This window comes from Micromonospora desertarenae (assembly GCF_056150265.1).
The window spans coordinates 79353-98542 of the sequence record NZ_JAXCFQ010000010.1 but is presented as its reverse complement, the minus strand read 5'-3'; the positions used below and the strand labels follow the sequence as shown (position 1 = coordinate 98542).

Sequence of the window (19190 nt, the reverse complement as noted above, 5' to 3'; positions counted from 1 at the left end):
AACTTCATGATCAACGGGGCGGCGGGGCCGGGTCGGTCAGGTGGGGTCGGCTACGGGGGCGGCGGGGCCGGCGGTGCCGGGGTGTGCGGCGGGCTGCGGCTTGGGCTTGGCGTCGATGCCGGCCTCGGTGCGCTGCTGGGCGGTGATCGGGGTCGGCGCGCCGGTCAGCGGGTCGAAGCCGCCGCGGGTCTTCGGGAACGCGATCACCTCGCGGATCGAGTCCGCGCCGGCGAGCAGCATGCAGACCCGGTCCCAGCCGAACGCGATGCCGCCGTGCGGCGGCGGGCCGTACTTGAACGCCTCCAGCAGGAAGCCGAACTTGTCCTGCGCCTCCTCGGGAGTGATGCCGAGCAGGTCGAAGACCCGCCGTTGCACGTCGCCCCGGTGGATACGGATCGAGCCGCCGCCGATCTCGTTGCCGTTGCAGACGATGTCGTACGCGTAGGCCAGCGCCCGGTCCGGCGCCTCCTCGAACCGGTCCACCCAGTCGGCGTTCGGCGAGGTGAACGGGTGGTGCACGGCCGTCCAGCCGCCCTCGTCGGTGCGCTCGAACATCGGCGCGTCGACCACCCAGCAGAACGCCCAGGCGCTCTCGTCGACCAGCCCGGCCCGCTTGGCGATCTCGATCCGGGCCGCGCCGAGCAGTTCCTGCGCCTCTCGGGTGTTGGCGCTGGCGGCGAAGAAGATGGCGTCGCCCGGCTTGGCGCCGACCGCGTCGGCCAGCCCGGCCAGGTGCGCCTCGGAGAGGTTCTTGGCCACCGGGCCACGGGCCTCGCCGGTCTCGGCGTCGAGCACCACGTACGCCAGGCCGCGCGCGCCGCGCGCCTTGGCCCAGTCCTGCCAGCCGTCCAGCTCCTTGCGACTCTGGCTGGCGCCGCCCGGCATCACCACCGCGCCGACGTAGCCGCCGGCGTCGATGGCGCCGGCGAAGACCCGGAACTCGGTGCCGCGCAGGTAGTCGGTCAGCTCGGTCAGCTCGACGCCGTAGCGCAGGTCCGGCTTGTCGGAGCCGTACCGGGCCATCGCGTCGTGCCAGGTGATCCGCGGGATCGGCCGGGAGATCTCGTGCCCGGCCAGGTCGGACCAGAGCGCCGCGACGATCGCCTCGCCGAGGTCGATCACGTCGTCCTCGGTGACGAAGGACATCTCGATGTCGAGCTGGGTGAACTCCGGCTGCCGGTCGGCACGGAAGTCCTCGTCCCGGTAGCAGCGGGCGATCTGGTAGTAGCGCTCCATGCCGCCGACCATCAGCAGCTGCTTGAACAGCTGCGGCGACTGCGGCAGCGCGTACCAGCTGCCGGGCTGAAGCCGCACCGGCACCAGGAAGTCGCGGGCGCCCTCGGGCGTCGAGCGGGTCAGCGTCGGCGTCTCGATCTCCAGGAAGTCGCGCTCGTGCAGCACCGCGCGGGCCAGCTGGTTGGCCCGGGAGCGCAGCCGCATCGCCGTCGCCGGCCCGCTGCGGCGCAGGTCCAGGTAGCGGTAGCGGAGCCGGACGTCGTCGCCGGCCTCGACCTGGTCGTCCACCGGCAGCGGCAGCGGCGCGGCCTCGGAGAGCACCTCCAGCTCGGCGGCGGTCACCTCGACCTCGCCGGTGGGCAGGTCGGGGTTCTCGTTGCCCTCGGGGCGGCGGGTCACCTCGCCGGTCACCCGGACGCAGAACTCGTTGCGCAGCGCGTGCGCGTCCTCCTCGCGGAACACCACCTGGACCACGCCGGAGCCGTCGCGCAGGTCGACGAAGATCACGCCGCCGTGGTCGCGCCGGCGGGCCACCCACCCGGCGAGCGTCACCGTGGTGCCGGCGTCCGTCGCGCGCAGGCTGCCGGCGTCATGGGTACGGATCACGACTTGCGTCTCCTCATCTGCGGTACACGTCTGCTCCCCGCATTCTGTCAGGGTCCTCCGCCGCCGGCTGGCACCGGGCGCTCCTACCCCGGGGCGACCCGGCCCGGACACGCGGGCGGGCCGCCGGATCGCTCCGGCGGCCCGCTGGCGTGGATCGGTCAGAAGACGCTGACGCCGTAACGGCTGAGCGCCTCGGTGACCGGCTGGAAGAAGGTGGTGCCGCCGGTGCGGCAGTTACCGCTGCCGCCGGAGGTCAGGCCGAGAGCGGTGCTGCCGCTGAACAGCGAGCCGCCGCTGTCGCCCGGCTCGGCGCAGACGTTGGTGCGGATCAGGCCGGAGACCGAGCCCTCGGCGTAGTTCACCGTGGCGTTGAGCGCGGTCACCGAGCCGCTGCGCAGGCCGGTGGTGCTGCCGGAGCGCTGCACCGACTGGCCGACGTAGGCGTTGCCGGCCGCGGTGATGTCGCGGTAGCTGCCGTTGTAGAGGTAGACGTTGCCGGCCGCGTTGGCGGAGTTGTTGTGCCGCACGATGCCGTAGTCGTTGCCCGGGAAGCTGCTGCCGGTACGGGTGCCGAGCAGGTTGGTCTGCGCGGAGTTGCTGTACCAGCTGGACGAGATGTTGGTGCAGTGCCCGGCGGTCAGGAAGTAGTAGGTGCTGCCGCTGCGCACGTTGAAGCCGAGCGAGCAGCGCCCGCCGCCGCCGGCGTAGATGGCCTGGCCGCCGGAGATCCGGGTGCTGAACACGCCGGCCTCGGCCTCGATCCGGACCGCGCCGTTGGTGCGCGCGGCGGCCGCCTTGACCCGCTCCAGCTTGGCGCCGGTGACCGTGCTGTCGACGGAGACCACGACCTGGTTGGTGGCCGGGTCGGTCCACCAGGCGGTGCCGGGGATCTTGGCGCTGCTCTCCAGCTCGCTGGTGGCCCGGGCCAGCTCGGCCGCGCCGCGGGTGACCAGCTTCGGGGTGGCGCCGGCCGCCCGGACCTGACGGGCCGCGGCCGCGTCGGTCACGGTGACGACCATCTTGCCGCTGGCGTCGGCGTACGTGCCGGCGGACCGGTCGCCGAGGCGCTCAGCCAGGCCGGCCGCGGCGTCGGGGGTGGCAGCCGCGGGTGCCGCCTGGGCGGGGGCGCCGAGCAGCGAGCCGGCGACCAGGGCTCCGGCCGCGGCCACGGTGGCGGCGCGGCGGAGAGATGACCTCGTGGGTCGCATGGAACAACCTCCCGGAAGGGGGTGACAGGGCCGCGCCGGAGGTGACGGGGCCCGAGGGCGATGCCTGGCCGATCGGGGGCAACCGGCCGGACTGAGTGAAGTATTCACATGTTTAAGATCCTCGGCAAGACCCTGTTTGCCCGTATTGACCCGACACCCCGATGTAACACCCGGGCAACATTGTGGACAGAGAGCGTCATCTATACGATCCGGTCACCGCGCAGTTCCGGCACCCGTGATCCGGAGGCCACCATGTCCCTCGCCCGCCGCGCGCTGGCCGCCCTCGCCAGCGCCACCGCCACCGTCACCCTGCTCGCCGTCGCCCCCTCCCCCGCCCAGGCCGACCCCGGCCCGCCGCCGAGCTCGATGGCGAGCCTCGGCGACTCCATCACCCGCGGCTTCAACGCCTGCGGCTGGTACGTCGACTGCACCGCGCGGTCGTTCAGCACCGGCGACTACGCCACCGTGAACAGCCACTACCTGCGGATCCGAACGGTCAACCCGGCGATCGGCGGCCGCAACCACAACGACGCCCGGTCCGGGGCGAAGTCGGCCGACATGTACGGCCAGGCCGGCACCGCGGTCAGCCAGGGCGTCGGCTACGTCACCATGCTGATCGGGGCGAACGACGCCTGCACCAGCTCCGAGTCGGGCATGACCCCGGTGAGCACCTTCCGGGCGAACATCGACTCCGCGCTCAACCGGCTCAAGGCCGGTCTGCCCACCGCCCGGGTGCTGGTGATCAGCATCCCCGACATCCACCGGCTCTGGTCGGTGGGCCGGACCAGCGGCAGCGCGCGCAGCGCCTGGTCGCTCTTCGGCATCTGCCAGTCCATGTTGGCCAACCCGACCTCCACCGCGCAGGCCGACGTGGACCGGCGGGCCCGGGTCCGGCAGCGGGTGGTCGACTACAACACCCAGCTGGCCCAGGCCTGCGCCGCGTACGGCGCGAACTGCCTGTTCGACGGCAACGCGGTGTTCGGCTACCCGTTCACCCTCAGCCAGCTCTCCGGCTGGGACTACTTCCACCCCAACACCAGCGGCCAGCAGGTGCTGGCGAGCGTGTCGTACGCCGCCGGCTTCCGCTGGTAGCGACGCCCCCGGCGCGCGGGCGGCCACCCCGTCCGCGCGCCCACCGTCCGCCCGCCGTCCCGCCCGCGTTCCCGTGCGACGGAACAGCGGCCGCGCCCCCGCACCGGCGGATCGGCACGCTGCGCGACCGGATCGGCCCGCTGCGCGGGAGCCGGTCGCCGCGCCGCCGTCGACCCGATCCGCGGGGAGCCACCCGCCCGCCGGACCGGCGGCGGGCCGTCAGTCGGCCCGGCGGCGCGCCCCCGGGCCGGGCCGGGGCACCACGTCGCGCACGGCGGTCACCAGGTGCCCCCGCTCGCAGCGCAGCTCGACGTGCACCTCGCCGCCGCAGTCGCGGTGCCCGACGCTCAACGGGGAGCCGTCCGGGTCGGCCAGGTAGCGGTCCCCCCAGCCGAGCACCGCGACCAGCACCGGCCAGAGGTCGAGCCCCTTGTCGGTCAGCCGGTACTCGTGCCGCTCCCGGCTGCCCGGCTCGCGGTACGGCTCCCTGCGCAGCACCCCCTGCTCGACCAGGGTGGCCAGCCGGTTGGTGAGCACCTGCCGGGGGATGCCGGTGCGGATCCGCATGTCGTCGAAGCGGCGCACGCCGTTGAACACCTCGCGGAGCACCACCAGGGTCCACTTCTCACCGAGCACCGCCATCGCCCGGGCGATGGTGCAGTTCTCCACCGACCAGTCCAGTGCGGGGGGTCTCATGCCCTCCAGGCTAGGTCTCATTGACAGACTCAGCAACGGGCTGCCAGGCTGAGTCCATGACACAGACGCAGGCGCGCAGCCGTACCTTCTCCTGGTCCGACCCGGGCCTCAACGCCGCGCTGGTCGGCCGGCGCAGCGGGCTGGAGCTGCTCCGCGCGATGATCGCCGGCGAGCTGGCCGCGCCGCCGGTGATGCACCTGATCGACATGACCCGGATGGAGGCCGACGAGGGCCGGGTCGCGGTCGAGCTGGTGCCGCAGGAGTTCCACTACAACCCGCTCGGCACCGTGCACGGCGGGGTCATCTCCACCCTGCTGGACACCGCCGCCGCGTGCGCCGTGCACACCACGCTGCCGGCCGGCGTCGGCTACACCTCGCTGGACCTGAACGTGAAGTTTTTGCGTCCGGTCACCGTGGACTCCGGCGTGCTGCGCTGCGAGGGCACCGTCCTGCAACGCGGCCGCCGCACCGCGCTGGCCGAGGCCAAGCTCGTCGACGCCCGCTCCCGCCTGGTCGCCCACGCCACCTCCACCTGCCTCCTCCTCCCCCTCGACCCCCCCGCCTAGCCCCCACCCCACCCCACCCCACCCCCACGCGATCTTGCAGTTTCCGCCCCTGATACGCGTGGAATGCGGCTTTGGCCGGGGCGCCAAGTGCAAGATCGCCGGCAAGCCGCTCCGGGCGCGGTCGTCGTTCCGAGAGCCAGCGACGGTCGCGCCCGGAGCATTCGGGGAGCGGGAGCGCCGGGAGGGGGTGGGGCGGTCAGCGGGCGGCGAGGCGGGCGCGGCGGGCGTCGCGCTTGTCCTCGAAGCGGGCGGCGGCGCGCTCCAGGTCGTCGAGCTGCCGGCCGAGCTGGTCGCGGGCGGCCTCGCCGTCGGCGTCCAGGCCGGTGACGTTCCAGATGTCCCACTGCCGCAGCACCGGCACCAGCACCTCGTCCCGGTGCTGGCGCAGGTCGTAGATGCCGGCCAGCGCGATCGCCACCGACTTGCGGGCGAAGCCCTCGATCCCGTTGCCCGGCATCTGGAAGTCGGCCACCACGTCGGCCACCGCCCGCATGGCCTGGCTGGGCGCCAGCTCGAAGGCGGCGGCCAGCAGGTTGCGGTAGAAGACCATGTGCAGGTTCTCGTCCGCCGCGACCCGGGCCAGCAGCGCCTCGCAGACCGGGTCGCCGGTGGCCCGGCCGGTGTTGCGGTGCGAGATCCGGGTGGCCAGCTCCTGGAACGACACGTACGCCAGCGAGTGCAGCACCTCGTCGTCGTGCGTGTTGGCGTAGCCCGCCGACATGTGTGTCATCCGGGCCCGCTCCAGCGCCACCGGGTCGACCGCCCGGGTCACCGTGAGGTAGTCGCGGATCGCCGTGCCGTGCCGCCCCTCCTCGGCCGTCCACCGGTGCACCCAGGTGCCCCACGCGCCGTCCCGGCCGAACAGGGTGGCGATCTCGTGGTGGTACGAGGGCAGGTTGTCCTCGGTGAGCAGGTTGACCACCAGGGCGGTCCGGGCCACCTCGGGAAGGGTCGAGTCGGCCTCGGACCACGGCTGGCCGTCCAGCGGGCCGTCGAAGGTGCGTCCCTCGCTCCACGGCACGTACTCGTGCGGGAACCACTCCTTGGCCAGCGAGAGGTGCCGGTCGAGGTTGCGCTCGACCACCGGCTCCAACTCGATGAGCAGTGCGGTCTGGCTCAGTGCGGTCACAAGGATCTCCCTACGGTGGCGTAACTTACGCCACCGTAGGTCCGATCGTCCGTCCGCGCCAGTCTCGTCCCAGCCCGGCGCTCCGGCGGCTCAGCCCACCAGGGGCTTCAGGTCCACCTCCGGGGGCATCCACACCCCCGCCTCGGCGGGCACCTGCGCACCCGAGCGGATGTCCTTGACCTCGTCCTGCTCCGCGCCCGGGAACCAGACGTACGGGATGCCGCGCCGCTCGGCGTAGCGGATCTGCTTGCCGAACTTCGCCGCGCTCGGCGACACCTCGGTGGGCACCCCCCGCGACCGCAGCGCCTCGGCCACCCGGTTGCTCGCCCCGCGCTGCTCCTCGCTGGTCACCGCGACCAGCACGCAGGTCGGCACGTCCCGCGAGACGGTCAGCGTGCCGGCGCCGAAGAGCAGGCCGAGCAGCCGGGTCACCCCGATCGAGATGCCCACCCCGGGGAACCGGGCGGTGCCGGCGCTGGCCAGGTTGTCGTACCGGCCGCCGGAGCAGATCGAGCCGAACCGCTCGTAGCCGACCATCTGCGTCTCGTAGACGGTGCCGGTGTAGTAGTCCAGGCCGCGGGCGATCCGCAGGTCGGCCACGCAGAGCCCCGGCGCGTGCTCGGCCGCGGTCTCCACCACCCGGACCAGTTCCTCGATCCCCTCGTCGAGCAGCGGGTCGGTCACCCCGAGGGCGCGCACCGCGTCGGCGAAGGAGGCGTCCGGCGCGGAGATCTCGGCCAGCGCCAGCACGGCCTTGGCCTGCGCCTCGCTCGCCCCGGCCGTCTCGGCCAGCAGTTCGGCGACCCGAGCCGGGCCGATCTTGTCGAGCTTGTCCACCGCGCGCAGCGCCGCCTCCGGGTCGGTGAGCCCGACACCCCGGTAGAAGCCCTCGCAGATCTTGCGGTTGTTGACCTGGATGCGCACCGGCGGGATCGGCAGCGAGCGCAGCGCGTCGCCGACCACCAGCGGCATCTCCGCCTCGTGGTGCGGCGCCAGGGTGTCCCGGTCGACGATGTCGATGTCGGCCTGGAGGAACTCGCGGTAGCGCCCCTCCTGCGGCCGCTCCCCCCGCCACACCTTCTGGATCTGGTAGCGGCGGAACGGGAACTGCAGCTTGCCGGCGTTCTCCAGCACGTAGCGGGCGAACGGCACGGTCAGGTCGAAGTGCAGGCCGAGCGCGTCGTCACCGGTCGGGCTGTCGGCCTCGGCCTGCAACCGGCGGATCAGGTAGACCTCCTTGGAGGTCTCCCCCTTGCGCAGCAACTGGTCCAGCGGCTCCACCGCGCGGGTCTCCAGCGGGGCGAAGCCGTACAGCTCGAAGGTGGCCCGGATCCGGTCCAGCACGTACTGCTCGATCATCCGCTGCGGCGGCGTCCACTCCGGGAAGCCGGAGATGGGCGTGGGCTTACTCATGGCGTACTCCTTGGCGGTCCGCGCGGGGCGCGGTCAGGTCGTGGGGCCCGCGTGCGGCGCGGGCGGGGGTCACCAGCCTCGGCTGGGAGCGGCCGTTCGCGCGCCGTCGGCGCCCGCCACCTCGATGAGGTACGGGTTGCTCGCGCGCTCGCGGCCGATGGTGGTCGCGGGGCCGTGGCCGGGCAGCACGACGGTGTCGTCGGCCAGCGGGAGGATCTTGCTCCGCAGGCTGGCGAGCATCGCCGGCAGGTCGCCACCCGGCAGGTCGGTGCGCCCGATGGAGCCGGCGAACAGCACGTCCCCGGAGAGGCAGATCTCCTCGGCCTCCCACGGCGAGCCGGCGCCCGGCAACCGGAACAGCACCGACCCGCCGGTATGGCCCGGGGCGTGGTCGACGGTGATCGTCAGCCCGGCGAGGTCGAGAGTGAGCCCGTCGGTGAGCTCGGCGACGTCCTCCGGCTCGGCGTAGGGCAGCCGCCCGCCGAACAGCGCGGTGAGGTCGGTGGAGAGCCCCTTGGTCGGGTCGGCGAGCATCTCCCGGTCGTCCGGGTGCACGTACGCGGTGATGCCGCGGGCGCCGCACACCGGCGCCACCGAGAAGGTGTGGTCCAGGTGGCCGTGGGTGAGCAGCACGGCGGCCGGGTGCAGGCGGTGCTCGGCGAGCAGCGCGTCGAGCCGGTCGAGCACCCCGATACCGGGGTCGACCACCACGCACTGTTCCCCGGGCGCGGCGGCGACCACGTAGCAGTTGGTGCCGAAGGCGTCCGCGGGAAAGCCGGCCACCAGCACGGGCGCTCCCCTTCCGTCGAGCTCTGCGTCCCTGTGAGCAGCCTAACCGGCGGCGCGACCCGGTTCTGCGCATCCGTCCCGCCGGCCCCGTACGGCACAGTGACGCGCTCCGATAAGCCCAGCCTGGACCTCGTACACCACATTCCCAGTCGGTAGCCGTACACTCTGGCGGGCGTGTGGCGCGGCGCACGTGCCGCCCGACGGGGCGCGGGCCGTCCGTCCGCCGGTGACGACCAGGGTAGAGGAAGGGGAGCGCGGGTGGCTTCCAGCAGGGACCGGCAGCGCAAACTGGCGCGGGCCAAGCTCGACCGGCAGTTGGCCCGCCGGGCCGCCCGGGCCCGGCGTCGCCGGCAGATCCAGGCGGGCGTCGGCGCCGCCGTCGTCCTCCTGCTCATCGTGGCCGGTTCGGCCTGGGCGCTGGGTGCCTTCGACGGCGACGACGAGCAGAACACCGCCGCCGAGGAGATCTGCCTCTGGACCCCGCAGGACGCCACGGCCAACACCAACCTCAAGGACGTGGGCACCCCGGCGACCACCGGCCTGCCCACCGACGGCGTCCGGGCGATGACGATCACCACCAACCAGGGCGCGCCGATCACCGTCGAGCTCGACCTGGCCACCGCGCCGTGCGGCGGGGCGAGCATGGCGCACCTGGCCAGCAAGTCGTTCTACGACAACACCAAGTGCCACGAGATCACCGCCGAGGGCGCGCTGCGGTGCGGTGACCCCAGCGGCACCGGTCTGGGTGGTCCGACCTACTCCTTCTACAACGAGAACGTGCCCACCGCCCCGTCGGCTTCCCCGTCGGCCAGCCCCGCGCCCGACCAGCCCCCGGCGTACCCGAAGGGCACGGTCGCGATGATCGCCAACCCGCCGGGCGCCAACGGCAGCCAGTTCCTGATCTTCTTCAAGGACTACCAGACCACCGACCCGAAGTTCCCGATCATCGGCCGGGTCACCGGCGGGATCGACGTGGTGGAGAAGATCGGTGCCCTGGAGACCGTGGACAATGGGAACGGAGCCAAGGTCAAGCCGAAGACCGACGTGGTGATCCAGAGCCTCACCGTGGGCGAGCCGGTGGCGCAGGCCACGGCGGCGCCGGCACCCACGCCCTCGGCGACCGGCGCTCCGTCGGCCAGCCCGAGCGCGGGCTGACCCGGCCCCATCCACTTCAGCGGCACCGGCCGCGCCCGACATAGTCCAGGAGGATCCAGGCGTGACGTCCACCAGAGAGCGGCAGCGCGCGGCGGCCCGCGCCCGGCTCGAGAAGGAGATGGCCGAGCGCGCGGCGAAGGCCCGCAAGCGCCGGCAGACGCAGGCGATCGTGGGGGCCGCGGCGGCCCTGCTGCTGGTGGTCGCCGGGACGGTCTGGCTCGCCGCCAGCCTGGGTGACGACGACAAGACCGACACCGCGGCGCCGGAGGCCGGCTTCGCCCAGTGCGCCTTCACCGAACTCCCGGCCGACCAGCGGACCAAGCAGATCAAGGACGTCGGGCTGCCGGCGGCGCAGCAGTCGAACACCGGCGTGCAGACCATGACGATCGACACCAACCTGGGGCCGATCACCGCCAAGGTCGACCGGGCCGCGGTGCCCTGCACGGCGGGCAGCTTCACCCACCTGGCCGAGAAGAACTTCTTCGACAACAGCAAGTGCCACCGGCTGGTGACGGAGGGAATCAAGGTGCTCCAGTGCGGTGACCCGAGCGCCACCGGCAAGGGCTGGCGGGAGACCGACGGCACCGGCGGCCCGAGCTACCGGCTCGCCGAGGAGAACCTGCCGACCGACAAGCGGCCGCCGTACCCGGAGGGCGTGATCGCCATGGCCAACTCCGGCCAGCCGGGCAGCACGGGCAGCCAGTTCTTCATCGTCTACGGCGACTCGCCGCTGGACCCGAACTACACGGTGCTCGGCACCATCACCGGCGGCATGGACATCGTCAAGCAGGTCGCGGCGGCCGGCGACGACAAGGCGTTCGCCCAGCAGGCCGGCGGTGGTCACCCGAAGAAGGAGATCACCATCAACAAGCTCACCATGAGCGCCCCCCAGGGCTGACCCGCCCACCCCGCACCACAAAGCGCCCGCCGGCCCCCGGCGGGCGCTTCCCTCTCCCCCTCCCCCTCCCCCTGCCCCGGTGATCATGAGGTTGACGGCGGTCTCGATCTCGAAAACCGCCGCCAACCTCATGATCAACGAGTTCCTCGGGGGCTCGGGAGGCCCGGGGGGTGGGTGGGGTGGGGTGGGGGTGGGGTTAGGCGCCGGAGGTTACGCGGTAGGCGTCGAAGACGCCGTCGACCTTGCGGACCGCGGCCAGCAGGTGCCCGAGGTGCTTCGGGTCGGCCATCTCGAAGCTGAACCGGCTCACCGCCACCCGGTCCCGGGTGGTGGTGACGGTGGCGGACAGGATGTTGACCCGCTCGTCGGAGAGCACCCGGGTGACGTCGGCGAGCAGCTTGTGCCGGTCCAGCGCCTCCACCTGGATGGCGACCAGGAACGTCGACGCGCTGGTGAGCTTCCAGCTCACCTCGACCACCCGCTCGCCCTGGGCCCGCAGGTCCTCGGCGTTGGCGCAGTCGTCGCGGTGCACGCTCACCCCGCCCGAGCGGGTGACGAACCCGAAGACCGCGTCCGGCGGGACCGGGGTGCAGCAGCGGGCCAGCTTGATCCACACGTCGCTGACCCCGCGTACCACGACGCCCGGGTCGCTGCTGCTCTGCCGGCTGCGCGGCGGCCGGGTGGCGACGGCGGTCTCGGCGATGTCCTCCGCCGCGCCCTCCTCGCCGCCGTACGCGGCCATCAGCTTCTGCACCACCGACTGGGCGGAGACCTGGCTGTCGCCGACCGCGGCGTAGAGGGAGGCGACGTCGGGCAGGTGCAGGTCCCGGGCGATCGCCATCAGCGCGTCCGGGGTGAGCATCCGCTGCAACGGCATGCCCTGCTTGCGCATCGCCTTGACGATCGCGTCCTTACCGGCCTCGATCGCCTCCTCGCGCCGCTCCTTGTTGAAGTACTGGCGGATCTTCGTCCGCGCCCGGGGGCTCTTGACGAAACCGAGCCAGTCCTGGGTCGGGCCGGCGGTGTCGGACTTCGAGGTGAAGATCTCGATCACGTCGCCGTTGGACAGCGTCGACTCCAGCGGCACCAGCTTGCCGTTGACCCGCGCCCCGATGCACTTGTGCCCCACCTCGGTGTGCACCGCGTACGCGAAGTCCACCGGCGTCGACCCGGTCGGCAGCGGGATGACGTCACCCTTCGGGGTGAAGACGTACACCTCCTGGCTGGACAGATCGAACCGGAGCGCGTCGAGGAACTCGCTCGGGTCGGCCGCCTCCCGCTGCCAGTCCAGCAGCTGGCGCAGCCAGGTCATCTCGTCGATGTGCGCCGGCGGGCCGACGATCTGGGTGCCCTTGTGCTCCTTGTACTTCCAGTGCGCGGCGATGCCGAACTCGGCGGTGCGGTGCATCGCGTAGGTGCGGATCTGCATCTCCACCGGCTTGCCGGTGGGCCCGATGACCGTCGTGTGCAACGACTGGTACATGTTGAACTTGGGCATCGCGATGTAGTCCTTGAACCGGCCCGGCACCGGCTGCCAGTTGGCGTGGATCACGCCAAGCGCCGCGTAGCAGTCGCGCACGGTGTCGACCAGGATCCGCACCCCGACCAGGTCGTAGATGTCGTTGAAGTCGCGACCCCGCACGATCATCTTCTGGTAGATCGAGTAGAGGTGCTTCGGCCGGCCGGTGGTCTCCGCCTTGATCTTCGCGGCCTTGAGGTCGGTCTGCACCTTCTGGGTGACCTGGCGCAGCAGCGCCTCGCGCTGCGGCTGGTGCTCCCCGATCAGGCGGTTGATCTCCTCGTAGCGCTTCGGGAAGAGCGTGCCGAAGGCGAGATCCTCCAGCTCCCACTTGATCGTGTTCATACCCAGCCGGTGCGCCAGCGGGGCCAGGATCTCCAGCGTCTCCTTGGCCTTCTGCTCCTGCTTGGGGCGGGGCAGGAAGGTCAGGGTGCGCATGTTGTGCAGCCGGTCGGCCAGCTTGATCACCAGCACCCGCGGGTCCTTGGCCATCGCGACGACCATCTTGCGGATCGTCTCGGCCTTGGCCGCGTCGCCCAGCTTGACCTTGTCGAGCTTGGTGACGCCGTCGACCAGCAGCGCGACCTCGCCGCCGAAGTCGGCGCGCATCTGGTCGAGGGTGTACTCGGTGTCCTCGATCGTGTCGTGCAGCAGCGCGGCGACCAGCGTGGTGGTGTCCATGCCGAGGTTGGCCAGGATGGTTGCCACCGCGAGCGGGTGGGTGATGTAGGGATCGCCCGACTTGCGGTACTGCCCCGAGTGCCACCGGGCCGCCGTGTCGAAGGCGCGCTGGAGCAGCCGCGCGTCGGCCTTCGGGTGGTTCTCCCGGTGGGTGGAGATCAGCGGCTCCAGCACCTCGCTGACCTGCGAGGTCTGCCAGGGCGCGTTGAACCGGGCCAGCCGGGCGCGTACCCGGCGGCCGGTGGGCGCGTTGGAGAGGGCGAACCCGGCACTGGGCGTGGGCTCGCCGGCGTCGGTCGGGAAGGGGACCACGACCGCGTCCGCCCCCGGCCGGGCCCCGTCGGCCCGGGCCGTGCCGGCGCGTACGCCCTCGGCCGGGCCGGAGCCGTTGCCAGAGCCCGTCACCCGGGCCGAAGCGTCACCGTTCCGGCCGGTCGCCGAGCCGTCCGCGTCGCCTGTCGGGTGCACCGTGCCCTCCACCGGAGGGACGACATCGTGGGACACCGGCCTCCTCACCGCTCGCCGGAAGAACACCGACCGTGCGCCGGCCGGCCTGGTCTCGCGCCACCCGGACGGGTCACCGCCCGGTCAGCAAAGGGCAATGCTACCCGCACGCACGGTACCCCGCCGCTCCGCCGGACGGACCGCGCCGGATCCGTCCGACGGCCGGGCAGCTCAAACGGTCAGCAGGGCATGGACCGGACGCGGGGCCAGTCGCTCCCGGCCACCGAGGAAGCCGAGTTCCAGCAGCACGGTGAAGCCGGCCACCGTGCCGCCGGCCCGCTCCACCAGTTCCAGGGTGGCCGCGGCGGTGCCGCCGGTGGCGAGCACGTCGTCGACCACCAGCACCCGGTGCCCCGCGGTGAAGGCGTCCTGGTGCACCTCCAGGGTGGCCTCGCCGTACTCCAGCTCGTACGAGGCCGAGTGCACGGCCCGGGGCAGCTTGCCGGCCTTGCGTACCGGCACCACGCCGACCCCGGTCGCGTACGCGATGGCGGCGGCGACCACGAACCCGCGCGCCTCCATGCCCACCACCGCGTCGAACGAGTCCGGCCCGTGGTACGCGATGATCCGGTCCACCACCTCGCGGAACGCCGCACCGTCGGCGAACAGCGGCATCAGGTCCTTGAACACGACACCGGGCTTGGGGAAGTCGGGCACGTCGAGCACCCGGCTGGCGACCAGTTGTGCGGCGTCCAACCCGCTGTCCCCGCGAAGTCCGGTGCTGTGGGTCTCCGTCACGGCAGTTCTGTGTCCCTTCCACGACGACGGCGTCCTTCGTGCTGCTCGCACAGCATGAAGGACGCCGTCGGGTCGTCTGCTACCGGGTGTCCCCGGGCGCGGTCAGCGCCGCTTGCCGCCCGGCCGGTTGCCGCCGCCACCGGCCGGCCGCCCGCCCCGGGCGCCACCGGCCCGCTTGCCGGTCGGCCGGGCGCCCACCTTGGGCGCGGCGCCGGCCAGCGCCGCCGCCTCCGGGTCGACCTCGACAGCGGCCTCCGCGCCGGTGCGCGGGGCGCCCTTCGGGGTGATCTCGCCCCGCTCGACGGCGCCCCGGCGGGCCAGGACGCGCTTGGTGTGCGCCTGGATCCGCGGGTCGTAGTTCTTCAGCAGCACCAGCAGCGGGGTGGCCAGCAGGATCGAGGTCAGGAAGGCCACCGCCATACCGACGAAGAGCACCAGGCCGAGGTCCTTCAGGGTGCCCGCGCCGAGCAGGCCGGCACCGATGAAGAGCAGGCCGCCGACCGGCAGCAGGGCGACCACCGAGGTGTTCAGCGACCGCATCAGGCTCTGGTTGATGGCCAGGTTGGCCGCCTCGCCGTACGTCTGGTTGTTGTTGGCCGTGATGCCCCTTGTGTTCTCCTGGACCTTGTCGAAGACCACCACCACGTCGTAGAGCGCGAAGCCCAGAATCGTCAGGAAGCCGATGATCGTCGACGGGGTGACCTCGAAGCCGACCAGCGAGTAGATGCCCGCGGTCAGGATCAGGTTCATCACCAGCGAGGCGACCGCGGCGACCGCCATCCGCCACTCGAAGCGCAGGACCAGGTAGACCATCACCAGCGCCACGAAGATCACCAGACCGAGCAGGGCCCGCTCGGTGACCTGGCTGCCCCACGCCTCACTGACCTGGTTGCCGCTGATCTGCGCCGGGTCGATGCCGAACTCGCGGGCGATCTCCGCCTTGACGTCGTTGGCCTGCTCGGCGCTGAGCTGGGTGGTGCGCATCTCGTAGAAGTCGCCGCCGGTGCCGCCGACCTTCTGCGCGGTGACCACCTCGGCGCCGTCGCCCACCTCGGCGAGCGCCGCGTCGACCTGCTCCTCGGCCCGCTCCAGCGTGCCCACGCTGGCCGGGATCTGGAACGAGTTGCCGCCGGCGAACTCGATGCCGAGGCTGAAGCCGCGCAGCGAGACGCTGAGCACCGCGATCAGGATCAGCGCGCCGGCGACGGCGAACCACAGCTTCCGCCGGCCGATGATGTTGAGACCGGCCTCGCCCCGGTAGAGGCGACTCGCCAGACCACTTCCAGCCATCTCAGGCCTCCTTGGCACGCGGGTTGCGGGGCGTGGCCTGCTGGGTCCGGGCGGGCAGGGCCCGGCCCAGTCCGCTGACCCGCGGGGACAGGAACGCCCGCGTCCGGGCGAACATCGTCATGATCGGGTGGCGGAACAGGAAGACCACGACCAGATCCAGCACGGTGGCCAGACCGAGAGCGAACGCGAAGCCCTTCACCGTGCCGACCGAGACGATGTAGAGCACCACGGCCGACATGAGGGTGATGGCGTTGGCCGAGATGATCGTCCGCCGGGCCCGGATCCAGGCACGCGGCACGGCGCTGCGCGGGCTGCGGCCCTCCCGGATCTCGTCCTTGAGCCGCTCGAAGTAGATGACGAACGAGTCCGCCGCCACACCGAGCGAGACGATCATGCCGGCGATGCCGGCGAGGGTGAGGGTGAAGCCGATCTGCCGGCCGAGCACCACCAGCGCGCCGAAGACCAGCAGCGCCGAGAGGATCAGGCTCAGGAAGATCACCGAGCCGAGCAGCCGGTAGTAGAAGAACGAGTAGATGATGACCAGCAGCATGCCGATGCCCGCCGCGAGCAGGCCGGCCCGCAGGTGGCTGGCGCCCAGGGTGGCGGTGACGTTCTGCTGCTCCTGCGCCTCGAAGGTCACCGGCAGCGCGCCGTAGCGCAGCTGGCCGGCCAGCTCGCTGGCGTCCTTCTGGTTGAAGCTGCCGGTGATCTGCGAGTTGCCGGTCAGCACACCCTGGATCTCGGGCGAGGAGACGATCTCGTTGTCCAGCACCACGGCGACCCGGCACTTGCCGTCCTGCCCCAGCGCGGTCGCGTCGCAGGCGCCGCCCTCGTTGTTGAACGCCTCGCGGGTGAGGTTGGTCCACTTCTCCTGGCCGTCGCCGGTGAAGTCGAGGCTGACCACCCAGGCGCTGGTCTGGTCGAGTACCGCGTTGGCGTCGCTGACGTCGGTGCCGAGCACCTTGGCCACGTCGAGCAGGTACTTCGCGGCGCCGTCCTCGCAGGCCACGACCTGCTGGTTCGGGTCGGAGATCGACGCCGGCGGCCGGTCGTCGAGCTGGGCGCAGCTGATCTGCGGCACGTTGAACTGCATCGTCGCCGGCAGCACCGCTACCTCGCGCGGGGTGAGCGAGGCGAACGGCTTGAGCTTCTCGGCCAGCGACGGGTCGGCGCTCAGGTCGGCCGGGCCCTGCAGGCCGCTGGCGGCGGCCCAGGCGGCGGCGCCCACCTTCTGCTCGACTGCCTTGCGCTGCTCCTCGACGCTCTGCGGCACCGGGGCGGCGCTGGCGCTCGGCGACGGCGCGGCCGCGCTCGGCGAGGCGGACCCGGACGGGGTCGCGCTCGGCGCCGGGGCGGAGCCGCCCTGGCCACCGGCGCTCGGGGAGGTGGTCGCCTTCGGCGCGCTGGCCGACGGCGTCGGTGTGGCGCTGCCGGACGGCGCCGGGCTGGCGCTGCCCGACGGCGCCGGGGTGGCGGCCGGGGCGGCGGCCGCGCCACTGCCGTCGGCGGCCTTGAGCAGCTTGCGGAAGCGCAGCTCGGCGGCGCTGCCGACCTCGGTCAGGTCCCGGTTCTCACCGGGCAGGGAGATCACGATGTTCCGGTTGCCCTCGGTGACCACCTCGGCCTCGGCCACACCGAAGGCGTTGACCCGGCTCTCGATGATCTGGCGGGCCTCCTCCAGGTTCTCCGCCGTCGGGGCCCGGCCGTCGACGGTGTTGGTCGCCTCCAGCGTCAGCCGGGTGCCGCCGACCAGGTCCAGGCCGAGCCGGGGCTCGAGCCGGTCCTTCAAGCCGCCGCTGGCGCCGCCCGAGAAGAACACCAGTAGGTAGAGGACGACGAAGATGAGCCCGAGCACGGCCAGCTGCCGTCCGGGGCGCATCTGTCCCTGAGGTGGTGCCACGGCTGTCCTGTCTCCCTGTAACGGTCGCGCCGCCGGGCTGCGGCGGCGGGTGTCGGGCCGGGGTTCCGGCCGACGGGCCTGAGGGGTCGGCACCGGGCCGGCACGCCACCACGGCGGCCGACGAGGTCGACCGGTCGCGGTCACGTGCCGACGCCCGGCGTCGACCCGACTATCCAGTTTTCACGTCACGTCCGCAGCCCCGCCCGGCGTGACCCGCCGGCGCGCGGCGAACCCACCCCCCGGTCGGGGCGGACGGATCACTCCTTGACGGCGTCCGCGTCCTCGACGGTCTCCTCGACCGGGCGCTCCGCCTGGGTGACCACCCGGGCGATCGCCGGGCGGGCGTACCGGGTCTGCACACCGGGCGCGACCTCCAGCAGGACGGTGTCGTCGTCCACCCCGGTGACCGTGCCGTAGAGCCCGCCGATGGTGACCACCTCGTCACCCGGGGCGAGGGCCCGCTGCATGGCCTCCGCCTCGCGGCGGCGCTTCTGCTGGGGGCGGATCATCATGAAGTACATGACACCGAAGAGCAGGACGATCATCAGGATCGGCGTGAGACCGCCGGCACCTCCGCCGCCCTGTGCTGCATAAAGCACGGTTACAGACCTTCCCATTGGCCTCCGGCTCGGTACGAGGGGCACCGGAGCGGAGGCGGATTCTCACGTCCTGTACAGACCGCGGCGAGTCTAATCCCTGCACCTGGGAACGCCGAATGCGGCACAGATCACGTTCGCATCACGGCTGATCGGACTGCACGGAGAACAGATCGGGCGCGGGAGGGGCATCGGTGCCAAATGTACCATTCGGTGGCGTACGCCCCAGATGCCGCCAGGCGGCCTCGGTGGCCACCCGCCCGCGGGGCGTACGGGCCAGCAGACCGGCTCGCACCAGGAACGGCTCGCAGACCTCCTCGACCGTGTCCGGCTGCTCCCCCACCGCCACGGCCAGCGTGGAGAGCCCCACCGGGCCGCCCCGGAACGAGTCGACCAGCGCGGTCAGCACCGCCCGGTCCAGCCGGTCCAGGCCGAGCGCGTCGACGTCGTAGACGGTCAGCGCCGCCCGGGCGGTCTCCAGGGTGACCACGCCGTCGGCCCGGACCTCGGCGAAGTCGCGGACCCGGCGCAGCAGCCGGTTGGCGATCCGGGGGGTGCCCCGGGACCGGCCGGCGATCTCGGCGGCCCCGTCGTCGGTGATCGGCACGCCGAGGATCCGCGCCGAGCGGTGCAGCAGCGTCTCCAGGTCGGCCGGGGAGTAGAAGTCCAGATGGGCCACGAAGCCGAACCGGTCCCGCATCGGCCCGGTCAGCAGGCCGGACCGGGTGGTCGCGCCGACCAGGGTGAACGGCTCGACGTCCAGCGGGATGGCGGTGGCCCCCGGGCCCTTGCCGACCACCACGTCGACCCGGAAGTCCTCCATGGCGCTGTAGAGCAGCTCCTCGGCCGGCTTGGCGATCCGGTGGATCTCGTCGATGAAGAGCACGTCGCCCTCGGCGAGACTGGTCAGGATGGCGGCCAGGTCGCCGGAGCGCTCGATCGCCGGGCCGCTGGTCACCCGGATGCCCGAGCCCAGCTCGGCGGCGACGATGTTGGCCAGGGTGGTGTTGTGGACGACGAAGTCGTTCACCGTGAAGGTGTGGTCCCCGTCGACCGTCAGACACCGGCACTCGTGCAGACCGGCGGGCTCCACAGCGGTCACCCGGTCGGCCGCCAACCGCTCCTCGAAGCGGTCACGGCGCGGACTCCACTCGGCGAGTCGCGCGCCGCGCTC

General features: G+C 72.4%; 16 protein-coding genes. 4 read left to right on the top strand and 12 right to left on the bottom strand.

The annotated features are described in order from the left end of the window. Positions 1–36 precede the first annotated feature (36 nt). Both aspS and SM577_RS20985 read right to left on the bottom strand, forming a co-directional pair. The gene (aspS, locus tag SM577_RS20990) at positions 37–1842 is read right to left on the bottom strand and encodes an aspartate--tRNA ligase (protein WP_302921121.1); all 1806 of its coding nucleotides are present in this window, start codon (positions 1840–1842) and stop codon (positions 37–39) included. Positions 1843–2000: 158 nt separating this feature from the next. Then, positions 2001–3050 (bottom strand): S1 family peptidase, encoded by a 1050-nt coding sequence (locus SM577_RS20985; protein WP_302921120.1) that lies wholly within the window; start codon positions 3048–3050, stop codon positions 2001–2003. A 252-nt stretch (positions 3051–3302) separates the two neighbouring features. Between SM577_RS20985 and SM577_RS20980 the strand changes: the two genes are divergently transcribed. Continuing rightward, a complete protein-coding gene (locus SM577_RS20980; RefSeq protein ID WP_302921119.1) occupies positions 3303–4142 on the top strand; it encodes an SGNH/GDSL hydrolase family protein in 840 nt (279 codons plus the stop codon). Positions 4143–4361: 219 nt separating this feature from the next. Here the strand turns inward: SM577_RS20980 and SM577_RS20975 are convergent, their stop codons facing one another. Beyond that, complete coding sequence (locus SM577_RS20975) at positions 4362–4838, bottom strand: winged helix-turn-helix transcriptional regulator (RefSeq protein ID WP_474587775.1); 477 nt, start codon at positions 4836–4838, stop codon at positions 4362–4364. 56 nt (positions 4839–4894) lie between these two features. Between SM577_RS20975 and SM577_RS20970 the strand changes: the two genes are divergently transcribed. After that, on the top strand, positions 4895–5404 hold the full coding sequence (locus SM577_RS20970) for a PaaI family thioesterase (protein ID WP_302921117.1): 510 nt from the start codon (positions 4895–4897) through the stop codon (positions 5402–5404). Between the two features lie 196 nt (positions 5405–5600). Here the strand turns inward: SM577_RS20970 and SM577_RS20965 are convergent, their stop codons facing one another. The 3 genes from SM577_RS20965 to SM577_RS20955 all read right to left on the bottom strand — a co-directional run bounded on the left by SM577_RS20965 (position 5601) and on the right by SM577_RS20955 (position 8735). Next, positions 5601–6533: an acyl-ACP desaturase gene (locus SM577_RS20965; RefSeq protein ID WP_302921116.1), complete on the bottom strand. Its 933-nt coding sequence runs from the start codon at positions 6531–6533 to the stop codon at positions 5601–5603. Positions 6534–6623: 90 nt separating this feature from the next. Next, complete coding sequence (gene hisS / locus SM577_RS20960; protein WP_474587774.1) at positions 6624–7946, bottom strand: histidine--tRNA ligase; 1323 nt, start codon at positions 7944–7946, stop codon at positions 6624–6626. A gap of 69 nt (positions 7947–8015) precedes the next feature. Then, positions 8016–8735 (bottom strand): MBL fold metallo-hydrolase, encoded by a 720-nt coding sequence (locus SM577_RS20955; RefSeq protein ID WP_302921114.1) that lies wholly within the window; start codon positions 8733–8735, stop codon positions 8016–8018. A gap of 258 nt (positions 8736–8993) precedes the next feature. On the opposite strand from SM577_RS20955, the gene SM577_RS20950 reads away from it, so the two are divergent. After that, a complete protein-coding gene (locus SM577_RS20950; protein WP_302921113.1) occupies positions 8994–9890 on the top strand; it encodes a peptidylprolyl isomerase in 897 nt (298 codons plus the stop codon). Positions 9891–9951: 61 nt separating this feature from the next. Next, positions 9952–10788 carry a peptidylprolyl isomerase gene (locus SM577_RS20945; RefSeq protein WP_474582269.1) on the top strand — a complete coding sequence of 279 codons (837 nt, stop codon included), beginning with the start codon at positions 9952–9954 and terminating at the stop codon, positions 10786–10788. A 196-nt stretch (positions 10789–10984) separates the two neighbouring features. On the opposite strand, the gene SM577_RS20940 is transcribed toward SM577_RS20945, so the two are convergent. From SM577_RS20940 to ruvB, 6 genes are all read right to left on the bottom strand, one after another. Further along, entirely contained in the window at positions 10985–13468 is a 2484-nt protein-coding gene (locus SM577_RS20940; protein ID WP_474582316.1) for a RelA/SpoT family protein, read from the bottom strand. A 195-nt stretch (positions 13469–13663) separates the two neighbouring features. After that, positions 13664–14230 (bottom strand): adenine phosphoribosyltransferase, encoded by a 567-nt coding sequence (locus SM577_RS20935; RefSeq protein WP_302921111.1) that lies wholly within the window; start codon positions 14228–14230, stop codon positions 13664–13666. A gap of 102 nt (positions 14231–14332) precedes the next feature. Next, positions 14333–15520 (bottom strand): protein translocase subunit SecF, encoded by a 1188-nt coding sequence (gene secF / locus SM577_RS20930; protein ID WP_474587773.1) that lies wholly within the window; start codon positions 15518–15520, stop codon positions 14333–14335. Position 15521: 1 nt separating this feature from the next. Then, positions 15522–17420 (bottom strand): protein translocase subunit SecD, encoded by a 1899-nt coding sequence (gene secD, locus SM577_RS20925; RefSeq protein ID WP_474582271.1) that lies wholly within the window; start codon positions 17418–17420, stop codon positions 15522–15524. A gap of 257 nt (positions 17421–17677) precedes the next feature. After that, complete coding sequence (gene yajC, locus SM577_RS20920) at positions 17678–17965, bottom strand: preprotein translocase subunit YajC (protein ID WP_199235657.1); 288 nt, start codon at positions 17963–17965, stop codon at positions 17678–17680. A gap of 193 nt (positions 17966–18158) precedes the next feature. Further along, positions 18159–19109 (bottom strand): Holliday junction branch migration DNA helicase RuvB, encoded by a 951-nt coding sequence (gene ruvB, locus SM577_RS20915; RefSeq protein WP_474587842.1) that lies wholly within the window; start codon positions 19107–19109, stop codon positions 18159–18161. Positions 19110–19190 lie beyond the last annotated feature (81 nt).